Below are 24,959 nucleotides of genomic sequence, written 5' to 3'. Positions count from 1 at the left end.
CATACTCGAATCGGGCGGCGCAGCACTTTTCGATTCGAACACCACGAGAGATCGAGCGACCACATGCGGGACCAAAGTTCCCGGCGTGAAGGCTGTGACATGCGGCAGATCAAGCCGCGTGCGGCGCCCCAAAACCAAGTGGTTCAAACCACGGAACTCGGGGACGCATTCGTCATGACACGCTACACGACCATCGTTTCGCTCTTCGCTTTCGCAACCACCGCCATCGTACTCCAGACATCGCCCGCACTCGCCTTCTCGTCCGAAGCACAGCAGATGTGCACAGGTGATGCGATGCGGCTGTGCTCCAGTGAGATTCCCGACATCTCGCGCGTCAGGGCCTGCATGGTGCAGAAGAAGGCGCAGGTCAGCCCTGGCTGCCGCGCCGTGATGGACCGCGAGCACGCGGCCGCGCGCAAGCGGGAGGCAGCGGCGCAGTAGGCCCGGTTCAATCCCGATCGGATCGCTTGAGAGTTCGATTCACCTCTCTCGTCGGGAGAGGTGAAGATCGGTCACGCGCCGGCCCTGGAGCCTTTCCCGTTCCGATGGAATCGGAACGGGGCTCTAGATTCTTGTTTTGACGCGTTTTCTTGACGCGAACCGGTATCCACTTCGCTCGAAAACGCCCTAATCGCCCCACTGCGCGAACGCATCGTTGAAGGCGCGCTCGCCGGGGGCGCCCTTCTCGATGGCGATGATGGCGCGGCGCTGGTTGGCGTAGACCAGCGGCACGTCGAACCATGAGCGCTCTTTCAGGAGCTGGACGTTACGGGCGCGGTCGGCGTCGACATTGGAGAGGCCGACCAGGAAGAAGCCGTCGGTGACCTTGACCGCGAGACCCGCAAGCGGCGTGCCGCGCGCCTGCTCGTTCGACTTCATCAGGATGCCCGGCACGTTGGAGATGCTGCCGCCCGGAAAGTCCGGCGGCAGGATGAAGGTCAATTCCGCGGTGTGGCTCGCCGGCAGCGACGAGTCGGTGTTGCGGCGGAACGACATCGTCATCTTGAACTTGCGGTCGGGGATCTCGATGTCGGCGCGCACGGCGACGTCGGCCTTCTGGTTGCCCGAGGCCTTGATCGGTTCGAGCCGCCACACCACCGAGCCGACATATTGCTTGCCCTTCGGGTCGGACGGATCCTCGTCATAGAGCACGACCTTCTGCGCCACCGGCGCGACCGGCTGGTCGCTGGCCGAAGGCTGGCCGACGCGATCCGGAATCTTGGGCTTGCTCTGCGGCTGGGCCGGATCCTTCGGCGCCTCCACCACCTGGGTCGGCGAGGACTTGAACAGGCCGCTCACGGTCTGGATCAGGGGCTTGCCCCAGAGGATCCCGGCGCCGACCAGGATCAGCACGATGCCGACGGCGATCGCGCTCTTGAACGGGAAGGCGGAGCCGGTGCGGGCGCGCTTCTTGGCTTCGCGCTCGGGCGCGACGCGCGGGCGCGACGATGGCGGCTGCGGCGTGTAGCGCTCAGCCTCCTCGATCGACTCGTCGTAGGAATAGGGCGCGTCCTGCTCGCCGGCGCGATTTTCCAGGCTCGGCTCCAGCCGGTCGAACTCCGGCGAGGGCGAGGGCACATTGGCATAGGTGCGACGCGCGGCGCGGTTGGCCTGCGCGGCAGCGCCGCCGAGATCGTTCACGTCGGCGGTGATGTCGCGAAAACCGCGTACGCCCGGTGCCGGCGGCTGAGGCGGTGGCGGCCCGATGTCGGGCGGACGGCGCCCGGGCGGGCGATCGCGTCCGGCCGGGGGAGCAGCCGGCGGCTCCGGCATCGGCGGCGCCGCCGGGGGACCCGGCTGGCGCGGCGCGTCGAAACGCGGGGCCCGCGGCGCACGCGGGGCGTCGCCCTGATCATCGACATTGAAGGACGGGCGGTCGGCACGCGGCGGCGGCGGAGCCGGACGGGTGCGCGGAGCGGCCGGCTGAGACGGCGGCGGATTGCCCTCGGCGGCGCGGGTGCTGGCCCGGCGGAAGGCGTCTCCGCTGCCGCCGCTGCGGGCGCCGCCACCGGGACCGGGGCGCGAGGCCTCCCGGGCGCGCTGGGCGGCCTCCGATTCGACCTTGCGGACGGCCTCTTCCAGCGACAGCCGTTCGCGGGTGATCTCGGATTCGGAGAGCGGCGGCTGCACGCTGCGGAGCTGCGCGATCAGGGCCGTGCGCGCGCGCTCATAGAGCGCGCGACGGCTTTCGCCGGGAGCGTTGGGGTCCAGGGCGGAAATAGCGCGGGCGATCAGCGGATAGTAATCAGCCATTTCAACTCAACTAGCGCACGTCCCGGTAAGATATCGTTAAGCCTCAAACGGATTTTGCACCAGAATAGTATCCTCGCGTTCCGGGCTGGTGGAAAGCAGTGCGACCGGGCACCCCACCAATTCCTCGATCCGGCGGACATATTTGATGGCCTGGGCCGGCAGGTCCGCCCAGGAACGGGCATTGGCGGTCGGCTCCTTCCAGCCCTCGATGGTCTCGTAGATCGGCTCGACCCGGGCCTGGGCGCCCTCGCCGGCCGGGAAGTGGTCGATCTCCTTGCCGTCGAGCTTGTAGCCAGTGCAGACCTCGATCGTGTGGAAGCCGTCGAGGATGTCGAGCTTGGTCAGCGCCAGGCCGTTGATGCCGCAGGTCCGGACCGCCTGGYGGACCAGCACGGCGTCGAACCAGCCGCAGCGGCGCGGACGGCCGGTGTTGGTGCCGAACTCGCGGCCACGCTCGCCGATCTTGCGGCCGGTCTCGTTGTCCTGCTCGGTCGGGAACGGGCCCTGGCCGACCCGGGTCGTATAGGCCTTGCACAGGCCGAGCACATAGCCGACCGCACCGGGGCCGAGGCCCGAGCCGGTCGCGGCCTGCGCCGCCACCGTGTTGGACGAGGTGACGTAGGGATAGGTGCCGTGGTCGACGTCGAGCAGCGCGCCTTGCGCGCCCTCGAACAGCATGCGCTTGCCTTCGCGCCGCTTGATGTCGAGCAACCGCCACACCGTCTCGGCATAGGGCAGCAGCTCCGGCGCCAGCGCGGTCAATTCCTTCAGGATCACCTTGCCGTCGAACTCCGGCAGGTTGAGGCCACGGCGCAGCGCGTTGTGATGCGCCAGCAGCCGGTCGATCTTGTGCGGGAGGGTGTCGAGATCGGCGAGGTCCATCAGGCGGATGGCACGGCGGCCGACCTTGTCTTCATAGGCCGGTCCGATGCCGCGGCGGGTGGTGCCGATCGCGGTTGCCGCATTGGCGGATTCGCGGTGCGCGTCGAGCTCACGGTGCAGCGGCAGGATCAGGGTGACGTTCTCGGCGACGCGCAGATTGTCCGGAGAGATCGCGACGCCCTGCGAGCGCAGCTTGGTGACCTCGTCGAGGAAGGCCTGCGGATCGAACACCACGCCGTTGCCGATCACCGACAGCTTCTGGTCGCGCAGCACACCGGAGGGCAGCAGCGCGAGCTTGTAGGTCTTGCCGTTGATGACCAGCGTGTGGCCGGCGTTATGACCGCCCTGGAAGCGGACGACGATGTCCGCCTGCTCCGACAACCAGTCGACGATCTTGCCCTTCCCTTCGTCGCCCCACTGGGCTCCGACGACGACAACGTTGGCCATTCGCGGGTAATCCTCTGAAGATTTTAGATGCGCCAGCCCAGCTGACGGCCGGAGCCGTTCGCACGCGAGGCAGCCAACCGGATAAAGGAAGCAGCCTCTCTAGGCAAGCAGGAACGGGGCTTTTTCGGGGCTCAAGACGCAGTTTAACCCTTTGATATCCCCGTAAAATCCAGAAGCCTTCCATGGCCATTTCGTAAGCTTCGGCCAACGCGCGAGGCTGATCCGCCGCTGCATGGTCGCGATGCGTCCGCCCCCCGTTGATGCCACTTCGATTTCCGTGTCTTTGGGCATGCCGGGCTATCAGCCGGCCCGAGCTTGCCGGGCCGGTGCCTCGGCGTACTCCACGCGGGGGCCATAACAACCACAATGTCCGCCACCGGCCAGACCACGAGCCCCGAATCATCCAGTCACAGCTGGATCGCCAACCAGCCTTATCTGCTCCTCAGCATCACCGCGCTGTGCTGGGCCGGCAACGCCATTGTCGGGCGGCTGGCCGCCGGCCACATCCCGCCGGTGACGCTGTCGTTCCTGCGCTGGACCTTCGCCTTCCTGCTGGTGCTGCCGTTCGCCTGGAAACATCTCGCCCAGGACTGGCCCGCGATCCGCAGCAGGCTCGGCCTGATGATCGTGCTGTCGATCACCGGCATCGGCGCCTTCAACACGCTGCAATATTGGGCGCTGGAACATACCCAGGCACTCAACACGCTGCTGCTGCAGTCGGCCGCGCCGCTGGTCGTGGCGCTGTGGTCGCTGGCCATCCTCGGCGTCCGCCTCACCGCGGCACAGGCGTTCGGCGTGGCTCTCTCGATGTGCGGCGTGCTGACGATCCTGCTGCACGGCGATTTCACCACGCTGTCGAACATCGCATTCAACAAGGGCGACCTCATCTTCATCGTCGCGCTGATCATCTTCGCGCTGTATTCGGTGCTGACCCTGAAGCGGCCGCCGATGCACGGCCTGTCATTCCTCGCCTTCACCTTCGGCGCCGGCGCCGCCTGCCTGATTCCGCTCGAGATATGGGAGCTGTCCGCGCGTCCCGTGATGAAGCTCGACGGGCCGAACCTGCTGACGCTGTTCTATGTCGCGGTGTTCCCCTCGACGCTCGCCTATCTCTGCTTCAATCGCGGCGTGCGCCTGATTGGCGCCAACCGCGCCGCGCCGTTCTTTCATGTCGTGCCGGTGTTCGGCTCGATCATGGCGATGGCGTTCCTCGGCGAACACCCGCAGGCGTTTCATTTCATCGGCTTTGCGCTGGTGCTGGCCGGCGTGTTCGTGGCGTCGCGGAAGCAGGCGACGTAACTCAACATCGTAGGGTGGGCAAAGCGAAGCGTGCCCACCATGCCAGTTGAAACGCGAAGGATGGTGGGCACGGCGCGCGAAGAGCGCGCCTTTGCCCACCCTACGAATCTCGGTGTGAACTCATCCTGAACTTGCTGTACGCTTCGTTCGTCGCGATGATCACGTGCTCGGCCCAGCCGTTGACGCGATGCGGATCGGCCTGCGTCTCGTAGGCCTCCGACGTCATCATGTCGATGAAAGCCGCAACCGTTGGGTAATAGACCAGCGCGACGAAATCCCAGTCGTTGCCATCTTGCGGGCCGAGCGCGACCGCTTTCGCTTCGCCGGTCCACAGCAGCGTGCCGCCGCGTGCCCTGATCATGGGCACGGTGATCGCGCTGTAACGAAGATACGCGTCCCAGCCTGAACCGTCGCCGTCGCGCGAGCGCTGGTGAAAACGCATCAGGTTCAGCATCACCACCGGTGCATTTGCATCGAGCCGCTCCAGGCCCTCGATGTTCAACATATTAACCGCCAATGACACCTCCTCAAGCCATGCCTGCATTGTAGCCTTGCGGCCGCGAGACTTGTGTCACAACAAGAATCCGGCGCAAGGTCGCATCCAACGCCAATGACGATTGCTTCGCCCGCGCCAAAGGCCTCGAATCCGGCCAGTTGGCTCAACAACCAGCCTTACCTGTTGCTCAGCCTGAGCTCGCTGTTCTGGGCCGGCAACATCGTGCTCGCGCGCCATGTCGGCGCGCATGTGCCGCCGCTGACGGTGACCACGATCCGCTGGTTCGGCGTGTTCCTGATCCTGTTGCCGTTCGCCTGGCCGCATCTGAAGCGCGACTGGCCGAATTTGCGCAAAAGCCTGCCGCTGATGCTGTTCCTGTCGCTTGTCGGCTTTGCCTTCAACAACGCGATCTCGTACTGGGCGATGCAATACACGGAGGCGCTGAACGCGCTGCTGATCCAGTCGGCCGGACCGCTGTTCGTGGCGCTGTGGTCGCTGGTGCTGTTCGGCGTGCGGTTGACGGGTGCGCAGCTCGCCGGCATCGCGATCTCGCTTCTCGGCGTGCTGATCATCATCCTGCGCGGCGATCTCGCCGCGCTCGCGAGCATCAGCTTCAACAGGGGCGACATCATGTTCGCCTCTTCGCTCGTGGCGTTCGGGCTCTACTCCGCCTTCATCCCGCGGCGGCCGAAGATCCACCAGCTCTCGTTTCTCTCCTTCACCACCTTCTGTGGCGCGACGATGCTGCTGCCCGCCGCGATCTGGGAAGCCCTAAGCGGCCGCGTCCTGCAACTCGACGGGGTGACGCTGGCGACGCTGGGTTACATCCTGATCTTTCCCTCGACGCTGGCCTATCTCTTCTTCAACCGCGGCGTGGCGCTGATCGGCCCGAACCGCGCCGCGCCGTTCTTCCATCTGGTCCCGGTGTTCGGTTCGGCGATGGCGATCGTCCTGCTCGGCGAAAAGCTCCAGCCGTTCCATTTGATCGGCTATGCGCTCGTGCTCGCCGGCGTCGTGTTCGCCTCTCGCCAGGGTTCTGCGGTGAAATAATTCCGCGAGGTGGGCAGCAAACTCCCGTCTTCCGATTTTTGCGAAGAGAAGCTAGGTTCCCCGCCAACGAAAAAGAGGGAACGTCCAGACATGCTGTCATCACTGATCCGCGCTCTGCGCGCCGCCGGCGCAGCCGCACTTTGTCTCGCCGCCGCATCCGCCGCGCAGGCCGACAATTATCCGAGCCGCAACATCACGCTGGTGCTGCCGTTCGCGGCCGGCAGCGGCACCGACACCACGACGCGGCTGATCTCGCAGCATTTGTCGCAGGCGCTCGGCGTCGGCATCGTGATCGAGAACAAGGCCGGCGCCAACGGCATGATCGCCGCGACCTTTGTGGCGCGCGCCGCCCCCGACGGCTACACGCTGCTGGTGACGACCAACACCACGCATTCGGCCAATCCCTATCTGCTCAAGAGMCTGACCTACGACCCCGTCAAGGACTTCACCCCGATCGCGCGCACCGGCGACCTGCCCTTCATGCTGGTGATTCACCCGGAGGTGCCGGCCAAGACCGTCGGCGAGCTCGTCGCCTACGGCAAGGCCAATCCGGGCAAGCTGAGCTACGCGTCGGGCTCGTCCTCGGCGATCGTGTCGGGTGCGACCTTTGCGCACAATGCCGGGCTCGATCTCCTGCACGTGCCCTACAAGAGCTCGCCGCCGGCGCTCAACGACGTCATGGGCGGCCGCGTCTCGATGATGTTCGTCGACATCCTGACCGGCCTGCCCCACGTCAACGGCAACGCGCTGCGCGCGCTCGCTGTCACCACCAAGGACCGCTCGCCGCTGGTGCCGAACCTGCCCTCGATGCAGGAGGCCGGCGTGCCCGATTTCGACATCTCGTCGTGGCAGGGCTATTTTGGCCCCGCCGGCATGCCCAAGGAGATCGTGACCAGACTTAACGCCGAGATCAGGAAGATCGTCGAGAAGCCGGAGATCAAGGCCCAGCTCGCCACGCTCGGCATGGACGCCTTCTCCGGCACGCCGGAGCAGCTCGGCACGTTCGTGAACGAGCAGCTGGTGCTGTGGGAGAAGCTGATCACGAACGCGAAGATCGAGAAGCAGTAGGGGGTCTAGGAAGGTGTCATCGCCCGCGAAGGCGGGCGATCCAGTATTCCGAGACGTTGGTGATTGACCCGATGGGCCGCGGCGTACTGGATGCCCCGCCTTCGCGGGGCATGACAGCCGAAAAGTTGAAAAAGAAAAAAGGTGGGCACGGCGCTTGCGCGCCTTTGCCCACCCTACCAATTCAGCGAATTCCGTGCGTTCGGCTTTACGCCGCGCGGACCTTGGCGAGGAAGCCGTCGACGGCGCTGCGCAGCGCGCCGGACTGGCTGTCCAGCTCGCGGGCGTTGGTGAGCACGTCGGTGGCAGCAGAGCCGGTCGCTTCCGCGGCCGAGGTGACGCTGCCGATATTGGCGTTGATCTCGTTCGAGCCGGCCGCGACCGACTGGATGTTGCGGGCGATCTCGCGGGTCGCTTCGCCCTGCTGCTCGATCGAGGCGGAAATGCCGGCGGTGATCTCGCTCATCTCGGCGATGGTCTGGGTGATGCCGGAGATCGCGGTGACCGCGTCGCTGGTCGAGGTCTGCATCGCCGCCACTTGCGCGGAGATTTCCTCGGTCGCCTTCGCGGTCTGGTTCGCCAGCGCCTTGACCTCGGAGGCCACCACCGCGAAGCCGCGGCCGGACTCGCCGGCGCGCGCCGCTTCGATGGTGGCGTTGAGCGCAAGCAGGTTGGTCTGCGCCGCAATCGAGTGGATCAGCTTGACGACCTCGCCGATCTTCTCGGCGCCGGTCGAGAGCACCTGCACGGTGGCGTTGGTGCGCTCGGCATCGCTGACGGCCCGGCTCGCGACTTCGGTCGAGCGCGTGACCTGGCGGGAGATTTCCGCAACCGAGCTCGACAATTCCTCGGCGGCTGCGGCAACCGTGCCGACATTGCCGGAGGCTTTTTGCGAGGCGGCGCCGACCGTCGCCGCACGCGACGAGGCGTCGCTGGCCGTCGCGGTCATCGACTGCGCGGTGCTCTGCATGCCGGCGGCGGCCGAGGAGACCGAGCGGACGATGCCGTTGACGCTGCGCTCGAAATCGCTGGCGATGCCCTCCATCGCGCTGCGACGTTCCGCCGCGGCACGCTCCTTGGCATCGGCCTCGGTCTTCTCGAGGCCGCGGATGCGGACCGCGTTGTCCTTGAAGATCTGGACGGTCGAAGCCATCGCGCCGACCTCGTCGCCGCGACCAACCCCGGGAATCTCACCCTCGAGCTTGCCGTCGGCGAGATCCTTCATGCGGGCGCCGAGCAGTTCCAGCGGGCGGCTGATGCCGCGGCTGATCAGCCAGGCAACGCCGCCGGCGACGATGACGATGCCGAGCATGGCAAGACCTAGCAGCCAGTAGACCGGGCCCATCTTGGCGTCGATGTCGCTGAGATAGGCGCCGGTGCCGAGATACATGTCGAAGCCGGGCACCGCGACGGCGTAACCGATCTTGCTGATCGGCGTCTCCTGGCCGGGCTTCACGTAATCATAATAGAGCAGGATCGAGCCGTTGGCCTTGACGCCGTCCATCAGCTCGACGGAGAGCTTGCGGCCGTTGGTCACGACATCCATGCGGTTGGTGCCGATCTGCTTCGGATCGGGCGCGAGCTGGGTGATGCCGTCATAGGACGTGCCGAACAGATAGCCCGAGCCGTTGTCGTAGGTCATCGCGTTGCCGTAACGGCGAAGGTCGGCCAGCGCCGCATCCTTGGTCAGCTCGCCGGCATCGACGCGTTTCTTCAGCGCCGCGGCGTAGTTGCGACCCAGGTCGACGATCGACTTGGCCTGGTCGATGCGCGCATTCACCATCTCGCGCTTCATCAGATAGCCGGCGAGAACACCGGAGAGGCAAAGGCCGAACAGGGTGACGCCGACAAGGATACCGAGCTTGGGGGCGATCTTCAGATTGCTCAACTTCACGGGACAGCTCCGGCAATAATGGGATACGGGCGCGCAAGGGAATCGATAAATTTGATTCAACTTTTAGTGTGTGACCTCTTATCAACCTGTTACGGGCGGCTCCGTAGAAGCCCGGACGGAAGGCCGAAACAGTCGAATAAATCGCCGCAGCGGCAACCGACGATTGTACGCGACCGCTCCGATTTCGCGTAAAAGACGCAAAGGCCCGCCCACAAGGTGCAGGTCACAACAAGAACCGACAGACCAAATCGGGAGCAGGAAATGCCGAAATACAGGGTGGTGACGCCGAAGGGCGCGAGCTTCACGGTCGCAGGCAGCGACTATTCCTTCGAGCGCGAGGCGCTCGATCCGATCGATGCCGAGATCATCGAGGCGCCGGCCAATGAGGCCGAATTCATCGCCGCCGCGAAAAACGCCGATGCCATCTATGCCAAGGGCATCCCGATCTCCAAGACCATCATCGACGCGCTGGAGAGCTGCAAGGTCATCACGCTCGGCTCTGTCGGCGTCGACAGCGTCGACGTGAAGGCCGCGACCGCCCGCGGCATTCCCGTCACCAACATCCCCGACACCTTCATCGAGGAGGTCGCCGACCACGCCATGATGCTGCTGCTCGCCGGCTTCCGCCGCCTGGTCGAGCAGGACAGGATGGTGCGCGATGGGCGCTGGGCCGAGGGCCGGCCAGCGCTGTTGAAGATCCCGCGGCTGATGGGCCAGACGCTCGGCTTCGTCTCGTTCGGCCGCGTCGCGCGTGCCGTTGCGAAGCGCGCCGCCCCGTTCGGCCTGCGCATGATGGCCTACGATCCCTTCATCCAGGAAACGCTGATGTACGACCATGGCGTGATCCCGGCGACGCTGAACGAGGTGCTGTCGCAGTCGGATTTCGTCTCGATGCACGCCCCGGCGAGGCCCGAGGTGCATCACATGCTCACCGAGAAGCACTTCCGGCAGATGAAGAAAGGATCGGTCTTCATCAATACCGGCCGCGGCGCCACCGTGGACGAGGAAAGCCTGATCAAGGCGCTCCAGGAGGGCTGGATTGCGCACGCCGCCCTCGACGTGCTGGAGAAGGAGCCGCCCTCGCACAACAATCCCATCCTCAGCATGGAGAACGTGACGCTGACCGCCCATGTCGCCTCGGCCTCGGCACGGTTCGACGAGGCGCGCAAGCGCCGCGTGGGCTACGAATTGTCACTGGTGCTTCAGGGCATGTGGCCGGTAAGCTGCGTCAATCCGTCGGTGCTGCAGAACACCGCGCTCCGCCGCTGGCAGCCCGTCAGCATGGATCGCGGCCCGAACAGCTAGGCGGCCGGCCGCAAAACGCGCCGGGAATCGGAACGGCCCTTCACCGGCGATCAACGCCGGGAAGGGAGACATCATAGGGAGGAACTGATGAGGAACGACATCACCCGTCGTGATGCCTTGGCTCTGGGCCTGTCCGCTACGGCGCTCGCGGCAACCGGTGTTGCAGCGCACGCCCAATCCACGATCAAGGCCGCGGACGTCCCCGCACCGAAACTGCCGATCGAGAAGGGTGCAACCCTGCGCATGCTGCGGCCGGTGCGCTTCGTCCAGGCCGACGAAGACGTATTCCGCGCCAACGCGGCTAAATTCACCAAGGAGACCGGGGTCGAGGTCAAGGTCGATTTCGTCGGCTGGGAGGACATCAACCAGCAGACCGCGGTGACCTCGAATTCCGGCGCCGGCCCCGACATCATCATCGGCTTCTCCGACGCGCCGCACATCTATGTCGACAAGCTGATCGAGCTGACCGACGTCGCCGACTATCTCGGCAAGAAGTATGGCGGCTGGCAGAACCTTGCGAAGGCCTACGGCAAGAAGGCCAAGAGCGATACCTGGATCGGGCTCCCGTTCGGGGCCACCGCCGGTCCCCTGATCTATCGCAAATCCATCCTCAAATCCGTCGGGTTCGACAAGGCGCCGGACGATCATGCCGGGCTCCTGGACCTCTGCAAGAAGCTGCAGAAGGCCGGCAAGCCCGCTGGCTTTGCGCTGGGCAATGCCGTCGGCGACGGCAACGGCTTTGCGGACTGGATGATGTGGTCGCACAATGCCTCGCTGCTGGATGAGGAAGGCAATGTCACCATCAACAGCAAGGAGACCATCGCGGCGCTGAATTTCGTGAAGGAGCTCTACCCGACCTTCATCGCCGGTACGCCGTCCTGGAACGACGTCAGCAACAATCGCGCCTATTCCTCGCAGGAAATCGGGCTGACGGCGAACGGCGTCTCGCTGTATTTCTCGCTGAAGAACGATCCGGCGACCGCGGCGATCGCCGAGGATTCCGAACATCAGCTGCTGCCGAAGGGCCTTGCACCGATCTCGCCGATGTCGGGACTGACGCTGAACGCCATGGTGTTCAAGCACAGCCAGTATCCGAACGCGGCGAAGGCCTTCCTGCAGTTCATGCTGGAGAAGGACCAGTACGAGCCGTGGCTCAACGCCAACAGCGGTTACTGGTCGCAACCGCTTGCGGCTTACGCCGATGCGGCGGTGTGGAAGGGCGATCCCAAGGTCGCGATCTTCAGGGACACCATGAACAGCACGTACTACGCCGGCTACAAGGGTCCGATTTCGACCGCTACAGGTGCGGTGCGTGCGGACTATGTGACGGTGCAGATGTTCGCCTCGGTCGCGACCGGTGCGGCGACGCCCGAAGCCGCGGCTGCGGAAGCGGAACAGCGCTGCAAGCGGTACTTCCGCAGGCAGAGGTAGAGCCGACGACAACGCGGCCGTCATTGCAAGGAGCGATGCGACGAAGCAATCCAGACTGCAACTGCGGAGACAGACTGGATTGCTTCTGCCTTCGCCAAAGCTGCGGCGGACAAGTCGCATCGCTCGCAATGGCGGTGTGGTAACAGCCTAGAACAGGACAACGACCCGATGTCCGTGACCACCCTCTCCTCCCCCGTACTGGCGCACCGGCAGCAATCCTGGCTGGTGCGGCTGTTCGACTACAAGCCGTTCCTGATCGTGATGTGCCTCGCGCCTGCGATCGGGCTGCTCGCCGTCTTCCTCACCTACCCGCTCGGTCTCGGCATCTGGCTCGCCTTCACCGACACCACGATCGGCCGACGTGGCGTCTTCGTGGGCCTTGAGAATTTCCAGTATCTGCTCACCGATCCCCTCTGGTGGGGCGCGGTGTTCTACAGCGTGTTCTATACGGCGGTCGCGACCTTCGGAAAGTTCGCGCTCGGCTTCTGGCTCGCGCTGCTGCTCAACAACCATTTTCCGTTCAAGAGCCTCTTGCGCGCCATCGTGCTGCTGCCCTGGATCGTGCCGACGGTGCTCTCGGCGCTGGCGTTCTGGTGGATCTACGATCCGCAATTCTCGATCATCTCCTATTTGCTGGTCGACGTGCTGCATTGGCGCACCACCAACATCGACTTCCTCGGCGCGCCCTGGCCAGCGCGCTTCTCGCTAATCGCGGCGAATATCTGGCGCGGCATTCCCTTCGTCGCGATCTCGCTGCTCGCGGGCCTGCAGACCATTTCGCCCTCGCTCTACGAGGCCGCGATGCTCGACGGCGCCAGCGCCTGGCAGCGCTTCCGCTACATCACCTTCCCGATGATGATGCCGATCCTCGCGATCGTCATGACCTTCTCGATCATCTTCACCTTCACGGACTTCCAGCTCGTCTACGCCATCACCCGCGGCGGCCCGGTGAACTCGACCCATTTGCTGGCGACGCTCGCGTTCCAGCGCGGCATTGCCGGCGGCGAGCTCGGCGAAGGTGCCGCGATCGCGGTGTCGATGATCCCGTTCCTGGTGTTCGCGACGCTGTTCTCATATTTCGGCCTGGCGCGCCGCAAATGGCAGCAGGGAGAGGCCAATGACTGATACTGTCGCGCAGCCGGCCGCCGTCGCCAACACACCGCCCGACACCATGGCTTGGGATTCCGGGCTGCGGCGGCTGATGATGATCTACCTGCCGCTCGGCTGCTTCGTGCTGATCCTGCTGTTTCCGTTCTACTGGATGGCGATCACGTCGTTCAAGCCGAACGCAGAGCTGATGAACTTCAAGGATCACAACCCGTTCTGGATCACTTCGCCGACGCTGGCGCACGTCAAGCACCTGCTGTTCGACACCGCCTATCCGCGCTGGCTGTGGACAACGATGATCGTTGCGATCGGGTCGACCACGCTGTCGCTGATCGCGAGCACGCTCGCCGCCTATGCCATCGAGCGGCTGCGCTTCCGCGGCAGTCCATATGTTGGCCTCGGCATCTATCTCGCTTACCTCGTGCCGCCGTCGATCCTATTCATCCCGCTCGCCACCGTCGTGGTGCAGTTCGGCCTGTTCGACTCACCGATGGCGCTGATCCTGGTCTATCCGACCTTCCTGGTGMCGTTCTGCACTTGGCTCCTGATCGGCTATTTCAAGTCGATCCCCTACGAGCTCGAGGAATGCGCGCTGGTCGACGGCGCCACGCGCCTCCAGATCCTGCGGCGGATCACGCTACCGCTGGCGGTGCCCGGGCTGATCTCGGCCGGCATCTTCTCCTTCACGCTGTCTTGGAACGAGTTCATCTACGCGCTCGCCTTCATCCAGAGCGGCGCGAACAAGACCGTGCCGGTTGCGATCCTGACCGAGCTCGTCACCGGCGACGTCTACCAGTGGGGCGCGCTGATGGCGGGATCACTGCTCGGCTCGCTGCCGGTTGCGATCTTCTATTCGCTGTTCGTCGATTACTACGTGTCCTCGCTGACCGGTGCGGTGAAGGAGTAACACGAGCTAAGCGAGCCGCTCCTTAAGGCGCGGCGTGGCCCAGTCGAGAAAAGATCGGAGCTTGAGTGGCTCGGGCTTGCGCTCCGCGTAGACGATATGCACCGGCCATGGCGCCTGTTCGAATGGTTCCAGCATCAAAACGAGCTTTCCGGCGCGCCGTGCGGCTTCCATCTTGTACGACATGACGCGGGTGATGCCGGCACCCGCGATCGCGGCTTCGACCGCAGCCTCGGAGTCGCTCAAAGTCAATCTCGACCGGATCGGCACCGCTACTTCGCGGCCGTCGATGACGAACTTCCAGTTCCGCTGAGCCGCGAGGCTGTCGATACTGATACAGTCATGAGCAGCCAGATCGGCAGGCACCTTCGGTTGGCCGTGCTTGGCAACATAACCGGGACTCGCACAGAGCACGAACCGGACCGAGCCGACTCGGGTCGCGATCAGGTTGCTGTCCGGGAGGTTGCCGATGCGAACCGAAATGTCGATATTCTCCTCGGCCGTGTTGACAATGCGGTCGGTCAGGACGAGCCGCAGCGCGATGTCTGGAAAGGCATCCATGAATTCGAGCGCGATCGGCAACAGGTGCATGTGTCCGAGCCCCCAGGGCGACGTGACCGCGAGATCTCCTTTCGGAATCCTGTACTCGCCGGAGACCTCGCGCTCCGCGTCGTCTACCTGCCCGATAATGCGCTTGCAGGCTTCGATGTAGGATCGTCCGACATCGGTCAGCTTCATCTGGCGCGAGGATCGCTGAAATAGTTGGGCCTTCAACCGCGCCTCCAGCTCGGCGACCGTGCGGCTGACTGTCGCGACCGGCGTGTTGAGGCGCCGCGAAGCGGCTGAAAAGCTTCCTGTCTCAGTGACCGCGACGATCACCGACATTGCCTCCAACCGGTCCATCGGATACGCTTTCCATATCTTGAGAAGGTGCTTCTCAAGCATACCGTCTGCTCCCCACAGCGACAATCGGCTACGCGGTGGATATGCGCAAAGCCGCCGTGCGTTTTGAATGCCGTCGCCCGGCCGTCAATCGAGGACGCTATGGAGTTAGAGACCAGAGCCCTGCTGTCGCGCCGCAATTTCTGTCTCTGCTGCCTGAGCGGTGCGACGATTGCCGCTACTAACGGTTGGCTTTCGCCGCGGCAGGCCTACGCTGAAGCGCGAGGCCTTGTCAGCCTGATCAAGGACAGTGCGGCGACATCGCCGATCACCACGCACAAACTCCGAGGCAACATAGCCGTGCTCGAAGGCTCCGGCGGAAATGTCGCGGTCCTGACCGGTCCCGACGGCAAGGTTTTAGTCGATGCCGGCATCCGCGTCTCGCGTCCCCAGCTCACCAAGGCGATGGCCGATCTCGGCGCCGATCCCGTCACCCATCTCGTCAACACCCACTGGCATTTCGATCACGCCGATGGCAACGAATGGCTCCATTCCGCTGGCGCCAGGATCATCGCGCAGGAGAACACGCGAAAGTACCTCCTCGAAGTTCAGCGCGTAGAGGACTGGGACTACAATTTCCTTCCGCTGGGACCAGGCGGCATCCCCAGCGACGTATTTTCCAGCACCTATGAGCTCAGACTCAACGGAACCTCGATCGGCCTGAAATATTACGGGCCCGCGCATACCGACAGCGACATCTCCGTCACCTTTGCAGAAGCCAACGTCGTTCATGTCGGCGATACCTTCTGGAACGGCATCTATCCGTTCATCGATTACTCGACTGGCGGCAGCATCAACGGGATGATCGCGGCTTCCGAAGCCAATCTCGCAGCGACCGGACAGGATACGATCGTGATCTCCGGTCACGGCAAGCCGGTTGGCAACAGAGCCGAACTCCAGGCGTTTCGCGACATGCTGGTGACGATCCGCGACAACGTCGCCCGTCTCAAGAGCCAGGGACGAACGCGGGACGAAGCCGTGGCTGCCAAACCGACCGCGGCCTTCGATGCGATATGGGGGCAGTTCGTGATCGACCCCGGCTTCTTCACCCGGCTGGTCTACCAGGGCGTTTGAAGCCGCGGACGACTGACGTCCGCAAAGCCACCGATTCTGGACAGGGAGATCGACATGAAAAGTGCAGAGGTCATGCCGCCACAAACCCGTATCGATCGTCGTTACCTGGTCGTTGGATTGTCCGGATTGGCCGTTGCCACTGCTTCACCGGATGCATCGGCGAAACCGCAGCGCGACAGCCGCGGCACCACCGGTTCTTATCCGGTCGTCTACCATCGAACCAAATCCGTCGACGGGATCAAGATCTTCTACCGCGAAGCGGGGCCCAAGGATGCACCGGTGGTGCTACTGCTCCACGGCTTTCCGACCTCCTCGCACATGTTTCGCAACCTGATCCCGGCTCTGGCGGACCGCTATCACGTGATCGCTCCCGACTACCCCGGCTACGGCCAGAGCGACATGCCACCGCGCACATCGTTCAAATACACCTTCGATCGCTTCGGCGAACTCGTCGACGGCCTGCTCGGCCAGCTCGGTGTCACCCGCTATGCGATGTACGTCATGGATTACGGCGCCCCGGTCGGCTGGCGGCTGGCGCTCAAGCATCCCGAGCGCGTCAGCGGCCTGATCGTCCAGAACGGCAACGCCTATGACGAAGGGCTGAAGGAGTTCTGGAATCCGATCAAGCAATACTGGGCCGACGGGTCCGATACCAGCCGACAGGCATTGATGAAGCTGGTCACGCTTGAAACGACGAAATTCCAGTACACCGACGGCATGTCGGACGTAAGTCGGATTTCACCCGACAATTGGGTACAAGATCAGGCGCTGCTCGACCGGCCCGGCAACAGCGATATCCAGATGGACCTGTTCTACGATTATCGGACCAATCTGCCGCTGTATCCCGCGGTGCAAGCCTACTTCCGCAAGCACAAGCCGCCGACGCTGATCGTCTGGGGCAAGAACGATTTCATCTTCCCGGCCGACGGCGCCCATCCCTACAAGCGCGACCTGCCGCAAGTGGAGTTTCACCTGATCAACACCGGTCATTTCGCGCTCGAGGACAGGTTCGACGAGATGGTTCCGCTGATCCGCGACTTCCTCGCCCGCAAGATCGCCTGATAACCTGGAAGGAACGAACATGAACGCGGCCCTCCACGTCGTGGCCGCTCTGGCGGTCTCCACAATGTTTGCGGCAGCCGCCGTCGCCCAAAGCGCCCGCGACGTGCGCGGGCCCTCTCCGCTAGTTGCCATCGACAAGCAGGCGCCCGCCCGCCTGATAGTCGATCCACCGCTGGCCGAACAACTGGCGCAGGGCCTCGTCTTCATCCAGTACACCACGGAAAATCTCCGGATCGTGCCGGTGTTCGGCAAGGGCGCGCTCGACGTGTCGCCGCGCATCGGTCACGTCCACATCACGGTCGATGATGCGCCCTGGCATTTTGTCGATGCCAGTGGCGAGACCGTGATCGTGGTCGGACTGCCTCCGGGCCCGCACAAGGTACTGTTCGAGTTGGCCGATCCCACGCACCGCGTGATCGACAGCAAGACCATCAGCTTCGAGATTCCGGCGCGCTCTCCGGCACCGCCGAAACAATAGCTGCTGCGGCGTTTCGCCCGGTTTCACAAAACTGCAACATGCGATCCGCATAAGGCGTCGTCCACTAACAGGAGACGCACATGCGCGCGACTTTTCTTGCCTCCGTCGCAACGATCATTCTCACCGCGAGCACCGCGCTTGCACAGAACGAGGGCGAATTCCCGGCGAAGCTCGCCGGCCACGTGGTGATGCCGGCCGCGACCTTCATCGACGCGCCGGCCGACGCGCCTGCCGATCTCAAGACCTCGGGCAAATACACCACCGGCAAGCGCGTCGACGCGCTCGGCACCGTGATGGGCAAGTCCTATGAGCGTGCGACCGGCGTGTCGCTGCCGTTCAAGGGCCAGCCGCTGCAGGGCCATTCCGGCATCAAGCACATGCCCGACGGCAGCTACTGGGTCATCACCGACAACGGCATGGGCGCGCGCGCCAACTCGCCGGATTCGATGCTGTACCTGAACCGCTACAAGATGGATTGGGCGAGCGGCAAGATCGAGCGCCAGGAAACCATCTTCCTGCACGATCCCGACAAGAAGGTGCCGTTCCGCATCGTGCATGAGGATACGCAGAAGCGCTATCTCACCGGCTCCGATTTCGACACCGAGGGCTTCCAGATCATCGGTGACGTCTTCTGGATCGGCGACGAGTTCGGCCCCTATATCCTGAAGGCCGACAAGACCGGCAAGATCCTCGGCGTGTTCGAGACGGTGGCCGACGGCAAGCCGGTGCGCTCGCCGGACAACTGGGCCGTGGCGACGCCGGGCGCGCCGGGCGCGACCTATACCAACGTCAACCTCCGCCGCTCCAAGGGCTATGAGGGCTTTGCGTCGTCCAAGGACGGCAAGTTCCTCTACGGCCTGCTCGAGGGGCCGCTGTGGGACGCCGACAAGAAGGACTGGGAGAAGGTCGACGGCAAGGAAGCCTCCCGCATCCTCGAATTCGACGTCGCCGCCGAAAAATTCACCGGCCGCTACTGGCAATATGTGTTCGAGCAGAACGGCAACGCCATCGGCGACTTCAACATGATCGATCAGGCCTCCGGCCTCATCATCGAGCGCGACAACGGCGAAGGCACCGCCGACAAGGCCTGCCCGCAAGGCACCCGCGGCGAGAACTGCTTCCCTGACATCGCCAAGTTCAAGCGCGTCTACAAGATCGAGCTGACCGACGCCAATGTCGGCAAGCCCGTGCGCAAGATCGGCCATATCGACCTGATGAAGATCCAGGACCCCGACAAGAAGGCCCGCAAGCCGCTCAATGACGGCGTCTACACCTTCCCGTTCTTCACCATCGAGAACGTCGATCGCGTCGACGAGACCCACATCATCGTCGGCAACGACAACAACCTGCCGTTCTCGTCCAGCCGCGATCCCAACAAGGCCGACGACGACGAGTTCATGCTGCTCGAGGTCGCGGATTTCCTGAAGGCGAAGTAAGCCGACGCTCTCTCCTCTCCCTCTCCCCGTTCTCACGGGGAGAGGGAAGGAACCGACAGTGGCGCCTCACCCTCCGTCATTGCGAGCGCAGCGAAGCAATCCAGATTCTCTCCGCAGAGACAGTCTGGATTGCTTCGCTACGCTCGCAATGACGAGGATAGAACTCCATTCCCGCACTCTCGATGAGTGCGCGGAGACAGCCCCTCACCCCTCCCTCTCCCCGTAAGAACGGGGAGAGGGAGGGGTGAGAGCAACCTCACCGCACGATAAAGTCCACCGGAACGGTAAAGCTCATCGAGCTGTTCTTGATCTCCGCTGGGATCGGCGGGAACGGCGAGGCCTGGTGGATCATCGACGTGGCCTTGGCATCGAACGCGGCAACGCCGGACGAAGCGATGCGGCTGGACGTGACCTGGCCGTTACGGCCGATCGTGAAACTCACCCGGACCACCCCGCGCTGACCGTTGCCGCCGGACGGATAGGAGTGAAGGCGCATCAGATGCGCACGGACGCGCTGATTGTAGGTCGCAACCAGTGATGCGATCGCGCCCGCGCTCATGGCGGACGCTGCAGGTGCCTCCCGCTCGGCGCGCGGCGGCGCGCTGGTGCGAGGCGCGGGGCGCGCCTCCGACGGCTTCTTTGCCTCCGGACGAACTACTTTCGGCTTTTCGGGCGCCGGCTTTTCCTGCGGCACGATCTTCGCGGGCTCCGGCTTGTCCGGTGTCGGCTCGAGCTTCTGCTCCGGCGGCGCCACCACGTCGGGCTTCTCCTGCGGCGGTGTCGGCGCGATGGTCTCCTCGACCGCCTGCCGCTGCATCGGCTCCGGCGGTGAGGCATCGGCCTCCTTCATCACCGGCCCCGGCACCACGTCATCCGGCGTCGCCTGAGGCGCCGACGTGATCGGCGCCATATCGATCATGACCGCAGGCAGGGTGACGCCCTGCTCCGGTTGCGACCGCACCCAGTTCATCGCGATCACCGCAGCGATGACATGCAACGCCACGATCACCGCGCCCGATGCACCCCAGCGGGCGGTCTCGCGCTCGCTGAGCGGCTCGTGCAGGGCAAAGGCGTTCGCGGCCATCAGCTGCGTCCGTCGAGGCCGACCAGCGCGACCTTGAGGTAGCCGGCATTGCGCAGGGTGTTCATGACCTCCATCAGGTCGCCGTAGCTCACGGCCTTGTCGGCACGGAGATAGATGCGCTCGTCCTTGCGGCCCTTGGTGGCGGCATCGAGCGCCGTGACGAGGCCTTCGCGCGCCATTGTCTCCTCGCCGACGGCCACCGTGAGATCCGGTTTCACCGTCACGAAGGTGGGCTTGTCCGGCCGCGGCGCCGGCTCGGCGGCGGTGGCCGGCAGCTCGACGCCGATGTCGACGGTGGCGAGCGGGGCCGCCACCATGAAGATGATCAGCAGCACCAGCATCACGTCGATGAACGGCGTGACGTTGATCTCATGGGTGACGTCGAGATCGCCGGGGTCGCCGCGCCTCAGCGGCGATCCCCCGCGTGCGCCGAGTTTCGCGGCCATGGCCTACTCCGCCGCCCGCGCCAGGCGGAACTCTCTGTTGTCGCGCTGCCGGCTGACCAGCAGCATGAGCTGCGCCGAGGCGTCGCCGAGCAGCGCGCGGTAATTGGCGATGCCGCGGACGAGATGGTTGTAAATCACCACCGCCGGAATAGCCGCGACGAGTCCGAGCGCTGTCGCAAGCAGCGCCTCGGCGATGCCGGGCGCGACCACTGCAAGGCTCGTGGTGTGGCTCTCGGAGATGCCGATGAAGGAATTCATGATGCCCCAGACCGTGCCGAACAGCCCGACGAACGGCGCGGTGGCGCCGATGGTCGCGAGCACGCCGGTGCCGCGCGCGATTTGCCTGGACATCGCCGCCTCGACCCGCTCCAGCCGCAGCGCGACGCGCTCCTGGAGGCCGTCATCGACAATGCCGCCGGAGAGCTCCGCCTCCTTCGCGCAGGACTGGATGAGCTGGGCGACCGCATCATGCGCGTCGCCGATCCGCTCCGCCGCCTCCGCCAGCTTCATCCTGCCCTCGAGCGCGCGCGTCCGCTGCACGGCGAGCGCGCTCTTGCGGCGCAGCTCGATGGTCTTGGCGAGCCACACCGTCCACGTCACCAGCGAGGCGACGGCGAGCCCGACCATCACCGTCTTCACGATGATGTCGGCACCGAGGAACATGCCCCAGGGCGACAGATTGCGCGGCAACAGCGCTTCGTCGATCGCGAAGGCCGGGGCCGGCGCAAGCACCAGCCCAATTGTTAGGATCACATGCCGAAGCCTAAAATTGCTCTGCATCCTGATCTCCCGATAGGCAGAAGGAAATTATGCCGCGACGCGGTCCGCCAGCTGCCGGAATCGCACGAGCTGGTCCGCCCGCAGCGCCCGGGTCTCGTCGCGGCCGACAAAGACCTTGAACATGATGCCGCCGTCGGCATTGACGAACGCGACGAAGGCCGAGGTCTTGCCCATGAAGGGACGCTCGACGAAGGCCAAGGCCGCGCAGCGCTCGTGGCGGAGATGGCCGTGCAATCCCTTCGGCTGCATCAGGTTGAAATAGCCGCGGCCGACCTCGCCCGCCGGGACCGCGCCCGTGAACTCGAAGATCGCGTCATCCGTGTGCACGATGAGCGTGACCTCGCCCCACGCGGCGATGTCCTGCATGGCGGCGGCGAAATGCTCGCCGCCACCCACGCGCACCATCGACGACGGCAGCGCCTCGATCACCGCGCGCGGGGTGACCTTGCGCTCGCGCGCAACGTCCTCGATCACCGCACCGGGATTGTCAACCATATACGCCTTGAGATCGGCGAGATCGGTGCTCAGCATGTCCGGCTCCCTTTCGTGATCCGCCGCGACCTAAGCGGCCGCGTTCGTCTTGCGCTCGGTCATGATGACCTCGAACCCTTCGAACTTGGGATGGCCGAGATAGAGGCTTTCGCCGGTCTTGTTGTCGGCGCGCGCGTGAGCGCGGCGGAATTCGTCCGACCGCGTCCAGGCCTCGAACGCCGCCTTGTCGACCCAGACCGTGTGCGAGGAATACAGCGTGTGGTCCTCGAGCAGCGGCCCCTTCAGCAGATGGAATTCAACGAAGCCGGCCATGCTGCCGAGATAGGATTCGCGGGTGCGCCAGACGGTCTCGAAAGCAGCTTCCGAGCCGAGCTTCACCTGGAAACGATTCATTGCGATGAACATCAGATTTTTCTCCTGTCAGTCTTGTTGATCGGCGAATGCCGAGCGGATGTTTCAGAACGTGCCGAAGCCACGCTGGGACATCAGCGTGGCTCTGGCGGTCAATACGGCGTCCCGTTTGCTGTCGTCGGCGTACTCCTTAGATGCCGCCGAAGTGGTACTTCAGGCCTCCCTTGACCACGAGCCCGGGGCCGGCGCTCGCCCATTTCACGTCGTTTTGAGTATCGCCCGTGCTGCCGACCGGAATTGCGTAGGGCCGGTAGTACTGGTTGAGAAGATTTTCGACCGAGAAGTTCAGCGTGAGATCGGGCCGCGGCTGATACTGGGCGTAGAGGTTGACGAGATCGTACGACGTCGCCGGCGTATAGGTCGGCGGGATGTCGGTGTTCGCGATCACCGACGTCCACATCACCGAGAGGATCAGGGTCCGGTCCAGCAACCGCACGCCGGCGGTCGTCGTGACCTTCTGCGGCGGAACGCTGTACAGGCCAAATCCCGTCTGGAGGTTTTTGCCGTTCTGGTAACTGCCGGAGAGGCCGAAGAACCAGGTGTTCGCGTCGTACATCGCCTCGGCCTCGAGACCCTGGATGCGGGCGGACGCGACGTTCTGATACTGCAGGAACGGAAGCACGGTGATGGAGGGCGCCGGCGGCGGGCCGGTGGGGACCACCAGCGGATTTCCATAGGCGACCTGATCGATGAAGTCGGAGATGTCGTTGCGGAACACGTTGATCTTGCCGCGCAGCGTATCGCCCGCCGTGAACAGATCGTTCTTCTTGATGTTGAAGCCGATCTCCTTGTTCTTGCCGACCTCGGGCCGCAGGTTCGGATTCGGGACGAAGCAGAAGGTCGAATCCGCGCCCGGACCCGGCGTGCCCGACGGGCAGCGGAAGAACGAGTCGTTGACCGTCGCACCCGAATGCGGACCGCTGACCAGCGTTTCCGTGATCGACGGCGCGCGATAACCTTCGGCGTAGCTGACATAGGGCGTCACGACCGCCGTGGGAACGAGCCCGACGGTGATCTTCGGCGACAAACGGTCGCCGCCGGACGACGAGGATGCCGAGGAGAGCTGATAATTGTCGTAACGAAGCGCGCCGATCACCTCGAGCATGGAGGTGTAATTGGCCTTCCACTGCACGAAACCGCCGGAGACCGTACGCTGACCGCCGGGCGTCGTCACTTCCGAAGTGCCGGTCCTGTCCTGCGTCGACACCTTGTCCTGGAAAGCGTCCAGTCCGTAGGTCACCGCGTGACGCCAGCTGCCGGTATCGAAGCGCGTGGTGTTGTACACATCGACGCCGACCGTATCGAGCAGATATCCGCGGTTGCTGCCGATACAGCCGGACACGGCATTGCCGGGCACGCCGCCGCAGAAGACCGACGGCGTYGTGCTGGTATGCGCGGTCTTGACCTGGTCGTTCTCGGTGCGATTCCAGTAGACCTTCGCGTCCCAGTCGAACCACCGGTCATCCGGCTGCGAATATTTCCAGCCGAGCGTCGTGGTGTAGTTCTTGACGTCGGACCTGTAGATCGACGTGCCGCTCAGGTTGTTGGCGCCGTTCGCATTGGTCGAGTTGGGATCGCCGGCACGGCGTGGCGGCTGACCCACGCTGTAGATGTCCTCCTGGAAGATGGTGCCGAGCTTGATCTCGTGCCCGTCGGCCGGGCGCACCGTCAGCTTGGCGATGCCGCTGGTGAGCCGGTTGCCGGTGTTGGCGACCTCGAAGCCGGTGCCGTCTTTGTAGCTCTCCTGCGTCGAATAGGTGCCGCCCGCGAACACATCCACGTTCGGATTGACGTGAACACCGCCGAAGGCCGAACCGAGCGCGCGTCCGTAGTTGCTGCCAAGGATGGTCTTGACGTCGACGCCCCAGCGTTCGCCAGCACGCACGACGTCCTCGATATCCTTGGTGCGGAACGATGCCACGCCGCCGATCGCACCGGAGCCGTAGATGTTGGCGGTCGGACCACGAACGATGTCGATGCCGCTGATCAATTCGGGGTTGAGGAAGAACGAGCCGTTGGCGAAATGGCCGGTGCGCTGATAATTCTGCCGCGCGCCGTCGACGACGACGGCGACCCGGCCGAAATCCTGCAGGCCGCGGATATTGATCGAGGTCGACGGCTCGTCACCGCGGTTCTGAACCCATACGCCCGGCACATTGTAGATGAGATCGCCGACGGTGCTGGCCTGGCGGCTTTCGATCTGCGCCGAAGTCACGACGCTGACCGGTGCGAGCGCGTCGACCGCGCGCTCGTCGGTCTTGGAGGCCGCGGCCGTGATGGTGTCGAGCGCCTGGACGCCGACGATCGCCTGCGCGCGTGCATCCCACACGCTGGTGCTGGCCTGCTCCTGCTGAACAGCTTGCGGCTTGGCCGGATTGCGCTTGGCCTGCTTGGGCTTCGCCGGCTTGGATGATTGCGCGGCTTGATCCGCGGTCTGCGCAAAGCTGCTCACCGGCGACACCGCCGCAATTGAAACCACCGACGCACCCAAAATCAGCGCGCGCGAATACCTAGCCCCGTCAGCCATACACCCAACCCAATCATGATATGCCTTGTTTGGCTGGCGTGCGCTCGCGCGGCGAGCGACTGGCTGGCTATTCTCTGGTGCAGGCCCCCCGGCC

At 64.4% G+C, this 24,959-nt stretch carries 23 protein-coding genes; 12 read left to right on the top strand and 11 right to left on the bottom strand.

Annotated features, from left to right (window positions below; all coding sequences use genetic code 11):
- Positions 1 to 174 precede the first annotated feature (174 nt).
- The gene (locus AB4Z51_RS23125) at positions 175 to 441 is read left to right on the top strand and encodes a hypothetical protein (RefSeq protein WP_247302473.1); all 267 of its coding nucleotides are present in this window, start codon (positions 175 to 177) and stop codon (positions 439 to 441) included.
- Between the two features lie 186 nt (positions 442 to 627).
- Here AB4Z51_RS23125 and AB4Z51_RS23120 read toward each other — a convergent pair whose 3' ends face one another.
- Together AB4Z51_RS23120 and AB4Z51_RS23115 are read right to left on the bottom strand one after the other, a co-directional pair.
- Positions 628 to 2,253: a hypothetical protein gene (locus AB4Z51_RS23120; RefSeq protein WP_085398943.1), complete on the bottom strand. Its 1,626-nt coding sequence runs from the start codon at positions 2,251 to 2,253 to the stop codon at positions 628 to 630.
- Positions 2,254 to 2,289: 36 nt separating this feature from the next.
- Positions 2,290 to 3,582, bottom strand: a complete 1,293-nt coding sequence (locus tag AB4Z51_RS23115) for an adenylosuccinate synthase (RefSeq protein WP_441498046.1) — start codon at positions 3,580 to 3,582, stop codon at positions 2,290 to 2,292.
- Positions 3,583 to 3,948: 366 nt separating this feature from the next.
- Here AB4Z51_RS23115 and AB4Z51_RS23110 point away from each other — a divergent pair, with 366 nt between their 5' ends.
- The gene (locus tag AB4Z51_RS23110) at positions 3,949 to 4,881 is read left to right on the top strand and encodes a DMT family transporter (protein ID WP_441498045.1); all 933 of its coding nucleotides are present in this window, start codon (positions 3,949 to 3,951) and stop codon (positions 4,879 to 4,881) included.
- Between the two features lie 100 nt (positions 4,882 to 4,981).
- Here the strand turns inward: AB4Z51_RS23110 and AB4Z51_RS23105 are convergent, their stop codons facing one another.
- Complete coding sequence (locus AB4Z51_RS23105) at positions 4,982 to 5,386, bottom strand: DUF1330 domain-containing protein (protein WP_441498072.1); 405 nt, start codon at positions 5,384 to 5,386, stop codon at positions 4,982 to 4,984.
- 105 nt (positions 5,387 to 5,491) lie between these two features.
- Between AB4Z51_RS23105 and AB4Z51_RS23100 the strand changes: the two genes are divergently transcribed.
- Together AB4Z51_RS23100 and AB4Z51_RS23095 are read left to right on the top strand one after the other, a co-directional pair.
- Entirely contained in the window at positions 5,492 to 6,427 is a 936-nt protein-coding gene (locus AB4Z51_RS23100) for a DMT family transporter (protein ID WP_247302467.1), read from the top strand.
- Between the two features lie 90 nt (positions 6,428 to 6,517).
- On the top strand, positions 6,518 to 7,495 hold the full coding sequence (locus AB4Z51_RS23095) for a Bug family tripartite tricarboxylate transporter substrate binding protein (protein WP_441498044.1): 978 nt from the start codon (positions 6,518 to 6,520) through the stop codon (positions 7,493 to 7,495).
- 205 nt (positions 7,496 to 7,700) lie between these two features.
- Here the strand turns inward: AB4Z51_RS23095 and AB4Z51_RS23090 are convergent, their stop codons facing one another.
- Positions 7,701 to 9,386 (bottom strand): methyl-accepting chemotaxis protein, encoded by a 1,686-nt coding sequence (locus AB4Z51_RS23090; RefSeq protein ID WP_071909796.1) that lies wholly within the window; start codon positions 9,384 to 9,386, stop codon positions 7,701 to 7,703.
- Between the two features lie 261 nt (positions 9,387 to 9,647).
- Between AB4Z51_RS23090 and AB4Z51_RS23085 the strand changes: the two genes are divergently transcribed.
- The 4 genes from AB4Z51_RS23085 (at position 9,648) to AB4Z51_RS23070 (ending at position 14,136) form a co-directional block, all read left to right on the top strand.
- Positions 9,648 to 10,691 carry a C-terminal binding protein gene (locus AB4Z51_RS23085; protein ID WP_441498043.1) on the top strand — a complete coding sequence of 348 codons (1,044 nt, stop codon included), beginning with the start codon at positions 9,648 to 9,650 and terminating at the stop codon, positions 10,689 to 10,691.
- An 87-nt stretch (positions 10,692 to 10,778) separates the two neighbouring features.
- Positions 10,779 to 12,122: an ABC transporter substrate-binding protein gene (locus tag AB4Z51_RS23080; RefSeq protein WP_247302463.1), complete on the top strand. Its 1,344-nt coding sequence runs from the start codon at positions 10,779 to 10,781 to the stop codon at positions 12,120 to 12,122.
- A gap of 168 nt (positions 12,123 to 12,290) precedes the next feature.
- Positions 12,291 to 13,247 carry a carbohydrate ABC transporter permease gene (locus AB4Z51_RS23075; RefSeq protein ID WP_071909793.1) on the top strand — a complete coding sequence of 319 codons (957 nt, stop codon included), beginning with the start codon at positions 12,291 to 12,293 and terminating at the stop codon, positions 13,245 to 13,247.
- Positions 13,240 to 14,136 carry a carbohydrate ABC transporter permease gene (locus AB4Z51_RS23070; protein ID WP_441498042.1) on the top strand — a complete coding sequence of 299 codons (897 nt, stop codon included), beginning with the start codon at positions 13,240 to 13,242 and terminating at the stop codon, positions 14,134 to 14,136. Before AB4Z51_RS23075 ends, AB4Z51_RS23070 begins: the two co-directional genes overlap by 8 nt.
- Positions 14,137 to 14,142: 6 nt before the next feature.
- Here the strand turns inward: AB4Z51_RS23070 and AB4Z51_RS23065 are convergent, their stop codons facing one another.
- Positions 14,143 to 15,036, bottom strand: a complete 894-nt coding sequence (locus AB4Z51_RS23065) for a LysR family transcriptional regulator (protein WP_085398962.1) — start codon at positions 15,034 to 15,036, stop codon at positions 14,143 to 14,145.
- A gap of 141 nt (positions 15,037 to 15,177) precedes the next feature.
- On the opposite strand from AB4Z51_RS23065, the gene AB4Z51_RS23060 reads away from it, so the two are divergent.
- The 4 genes from AB4Z51_RS23060 to AB4Z51_RS23045 all read left to right on the top strand — a co-directional run bounded on the left by AB4Z51_RS23060 (position 15,178) and on the right by AB4Z51_RS23045 (position 19,125).
- Positions 15,178 to 16,149: an MBL fold metallo-hydrolase gene (locus AB4Z51_RS23060; RefSeq protein WP_441498041.1), complete on the top strand. Its 972-nt coding sequence runs from the start codon at positions 15,178 to 15,180 to the stop codon at positions 16,147 to 16,149.
- A gap of 54 nt (positions 16,150 to 16,203) precedes the next feature.
- A complete protein-coding gene (locus AB4Z51_RS23055; RefSeq protein WP_231143479.1) occupies positions 16,204 to 17,211 on the top strand; it encodes an alpha/beta fold hydrolase in 1,008 nt (335 codons plus the stop codon).
- A gap of 19 nt (positions 17,212 to 17,230) precedes the next feature.
- Entirely contained in the window at positions 17,231 to 17,689 is a 459-nt protein-coding gene (locus tag AB4Z51_RS23050) for a DUF6130 family protein (protein WP_085398951.1), read from the top strand.
- A gap of 80 nt (positions 17,690 to 17,769) precedes the next feature.
- Positions 17,770 to 19,125 (top strand): esterase-like activity of phytase family protein, encoded by a 1,356-nt coding sequence (locus AB4Z51_RS23045; protein ID WP_441498040.1) that lies wholly within the window; start codon positions 17,770 to 17,772, stop codon positions 19,123 to 19,125.
- Between the two features lie 256 nt (positions 19,126 to 19,381).
- On the opposite strand, the gene AB4Z51_RS23040 is transcribed toward AB4Z51_RS23045, so the two are convergent.
- The 6 genes from AB4Z51_RS23040 to AB4Z51_RS23015 all read right to left on the bottom strand — a co-directional run bounded on the left by AB4Z51_RS23040 (position 19,382) and on the right by AB4Z51_RS23015 (position 24,865).
- A complete protein-coding gene (locus tag AB4Z51_RS23040) occupies positions 19,382 to 20,209 on the bottom strand; it encodes a TonB family protein (protein WP_441498039.1) in 828 nt (275 codons plus the stop codon).
- Entirely contained in the window at positions 20,209 to 20,655 is a 447-nt protein-coding gene (exbD, locus tag AB4Z51_RS23035; RefSeq protein ID WP_441498038.1) for a TonB system transport protein ExbD, read from the bottom strand. The genes AB4Z51_RS23040 and exbD overlap by 1 nt, the downstream gene beginning before the upstream one ends.
- A 3-nt stretch (positions 20,656 to 20,658) precedes the next feature.
- On the bottom strand, positions 20,659 to 21,435 hold the full coding sequence (exbB, locus tag AB4Z51_RS23030) for a tonB-system energizer ExbB (RefSeq protein ID WP_441498037.1): 777 nt from the start codon (positions 21,433 to 21,435) through the stop codon (positions 20,659 to 20,661).
- Positions 21,436 to 21,462: 27 nt separating this feature from the next.
- Positions 21,463 to 21,966, bottom strand: a complete 504-nt coding sequence (gene hutX, locus AB4Z51_RS23025; RefSeq protein ID WP_441498036.1) for a heme utilization cystosolic carrier protein HutX — start codon at positions 21,964 to 21,966, stop codon at positions 21,463 to 21,465.
- 30 nt (positions 21,967 to 21,996) lie between these two features.
- On the bottom strand, positions 21,997 to 22,332 hold the full coding sequence (locus AB4Z51_RS23020) for an antibiotic biosynthesis monooxygenase family protein (protein ID WP_028151060.1): 336 nt from the start codon (positions 22,330 to 22,332) through the stop codon (positions 21,997 to 21,999).
- 136 nt (positions 22,333 to 22,468) lie between these two features.
- Positions 22,469 to 24,865, bottom strand: a complete 2,397-nt coding sequence (locus AB4Z51_RS23015; RefSeq protein ID WP_441498035.1) for a TonB-dependent hemoglobin/transferrin/lactoferrin family receptor — start codon at positions 24,863 to 24,865, stop codon at positions 22,469 to 22,471.
- Positions 24,866 to 24,959: the final 94 nt, after the last annotated feature.

The organism is Bradyrhizobium sp. 2TAF36 (genome assembly GCF_052114925.1).
Lineage (GTDB): Bacteria > Pseudomonadota > Alphaproteobacteria > Rhizobiales > Xanthobacteraceae > Bradyrhizobium > Bradyrhizobium barranii.
The sequence above is the reverse complement of the archived record's forward strand: the minus strand, read 5'-3'. Positions and strand labels throughout refer to the sequence as shown.

What these genes read in the sequence shown, in the direction of transcription:
- AB4Z51_RS23065 (WP_085398962.1), bottom strand. Translation starts at nt 15,036, where the DNA reads ATGGACCGGTTGGAGGCAATGTCGGTGATCGTCGCGGTCACTGAGACA.
- AB4Z51_RS23045 (WP_441498040.1), top strand. Translation starts at nt 17,770, where the DNA reads ATGCGCGCGACTTTTCTTGCCTCCGTCGCAACGATCATTCTCACCGCG.
- AB4Z51_RS23125 (WP_247302473.1), top strand. Translation starts at nt 175, where the DNA reads ATGACACGCTACACGACCATCGTTTCGCTCTTCGCTTTCGCAACCACC.
- AB4Z51_RS23020 (WP_028151060.1), bottom strand. Translation starts at nt 22,332, where the DNA reads ATGTTCATCGCAATGAATCGTTTCCAGGTGAAGCTCGGCTCGGAAGCT.
- exbB (WP_441498037.1), bottom strand. Translation starts at nt 21,435, where the DNA reads ATGCAGAGCAATTTTAGGCTTCGGCATGTGATCCTAACAATTGGGCTG.
- AB4Z51_RS23105 (WP_441498072.1), bottom strand. Translation starts at nt 5,386, where the DNA reads ATGTTGAACATCGAGGGCCTGGAGCGGCTCGATGCAAATGCACCGGTG.
- AB4Z51_RS23050 (WP_085398951.1), top strand. Translation starts at nt 17,231, where the DNA reads ATGAACGCGGCCCTCCACGTCGTGGCCGCTCTGGCGGTCTCCACAATG.
- AB4Z51_RS23040 (WP_441498039.1), bottom strand. Translation starts at nt 20,209, where the DNA reads ATGGCCGCGAACGCCTTTGCCCTGCACGAGCCGCTCAGCGAGCGCGAG.
- AB4Z51_RS23120 (WP_085398943.1), bottom strand. Translation starts at nt 2,253, where the DNA reads ATGGCTGATTACTATCCGCTGATCGCCCGCGCTATTTCCGCCCTGGAC.
- AB4Z51_RS23075 (WP_071909793.1), top strand. Translation starts at nt 12,291, where the DNA reads ATGTCCGTGACCACCCTCTCCTCCCCCGTACTGGCGCACCGGCAGCAA.
- AB4Z51_RS23110 (WP_441498045.1), top strand. Translation starts at nt 3,949, where the DNA reads ATGTCCGCCACCGGCCAGACCACGAGCCCCGAATCATCCAGTCACAGC.
- AB4Z51_RS23100 (WP_247302467.1), top strand. Translation starts at nt 5,492, where the DNA reads ATGACGATTGCTTCGCCCGCGCCAAAGGCCTCGAATCCGGCCAGTTGG.
- exbD (WP_441498038.1), bottom strand. Translation starts at nt 20,655, where the DNA reads ATGGCCGCGAAACTCGGCGCACGCGGGGGATCGCCGCTGAGGCGCGGC.
- AB4Z51_RS23055 (WP_231143479.1), top strand. Translation starts at nt 16,204, where the DNA reads ATGAAAAGTGCAGAGGTCATGCCGCCACAAACCCGTATCGATCGTCGT.
- AB4Z51_RS23060 (WP_441498041.1), top strand. Translation starts at nt 15,178, where the DNA reads ATGGAGTTAGAGACCAGAGCCCTGCTGTCGCGCCGCAATTTCTGTCTC.
- AB4Z51_RS23085 (WP_441498043.1), top strand. Translation starts at nt 9,648, where the DNA reads ATGCCGAAATACAGGGTGGTGACGCCGAAGGGCGCGAGCTTCACGGTC.
- hutX (WP_441498036.1), bottom strand. Translation starts at nt 21,966, where the DNA reads ATGCTGAGCACCGATCTCGCCGATCTCAAGGCGTATATGGTTGACAAT.
- AB4Z51_RS23080 (WP_247302463.1), top strand. Translation starts at nt 10,779, where the DNA reads ATGAGGAACGACATCACCCGTCGTGATGCCTTGGCTCTGGGCCTGTCC.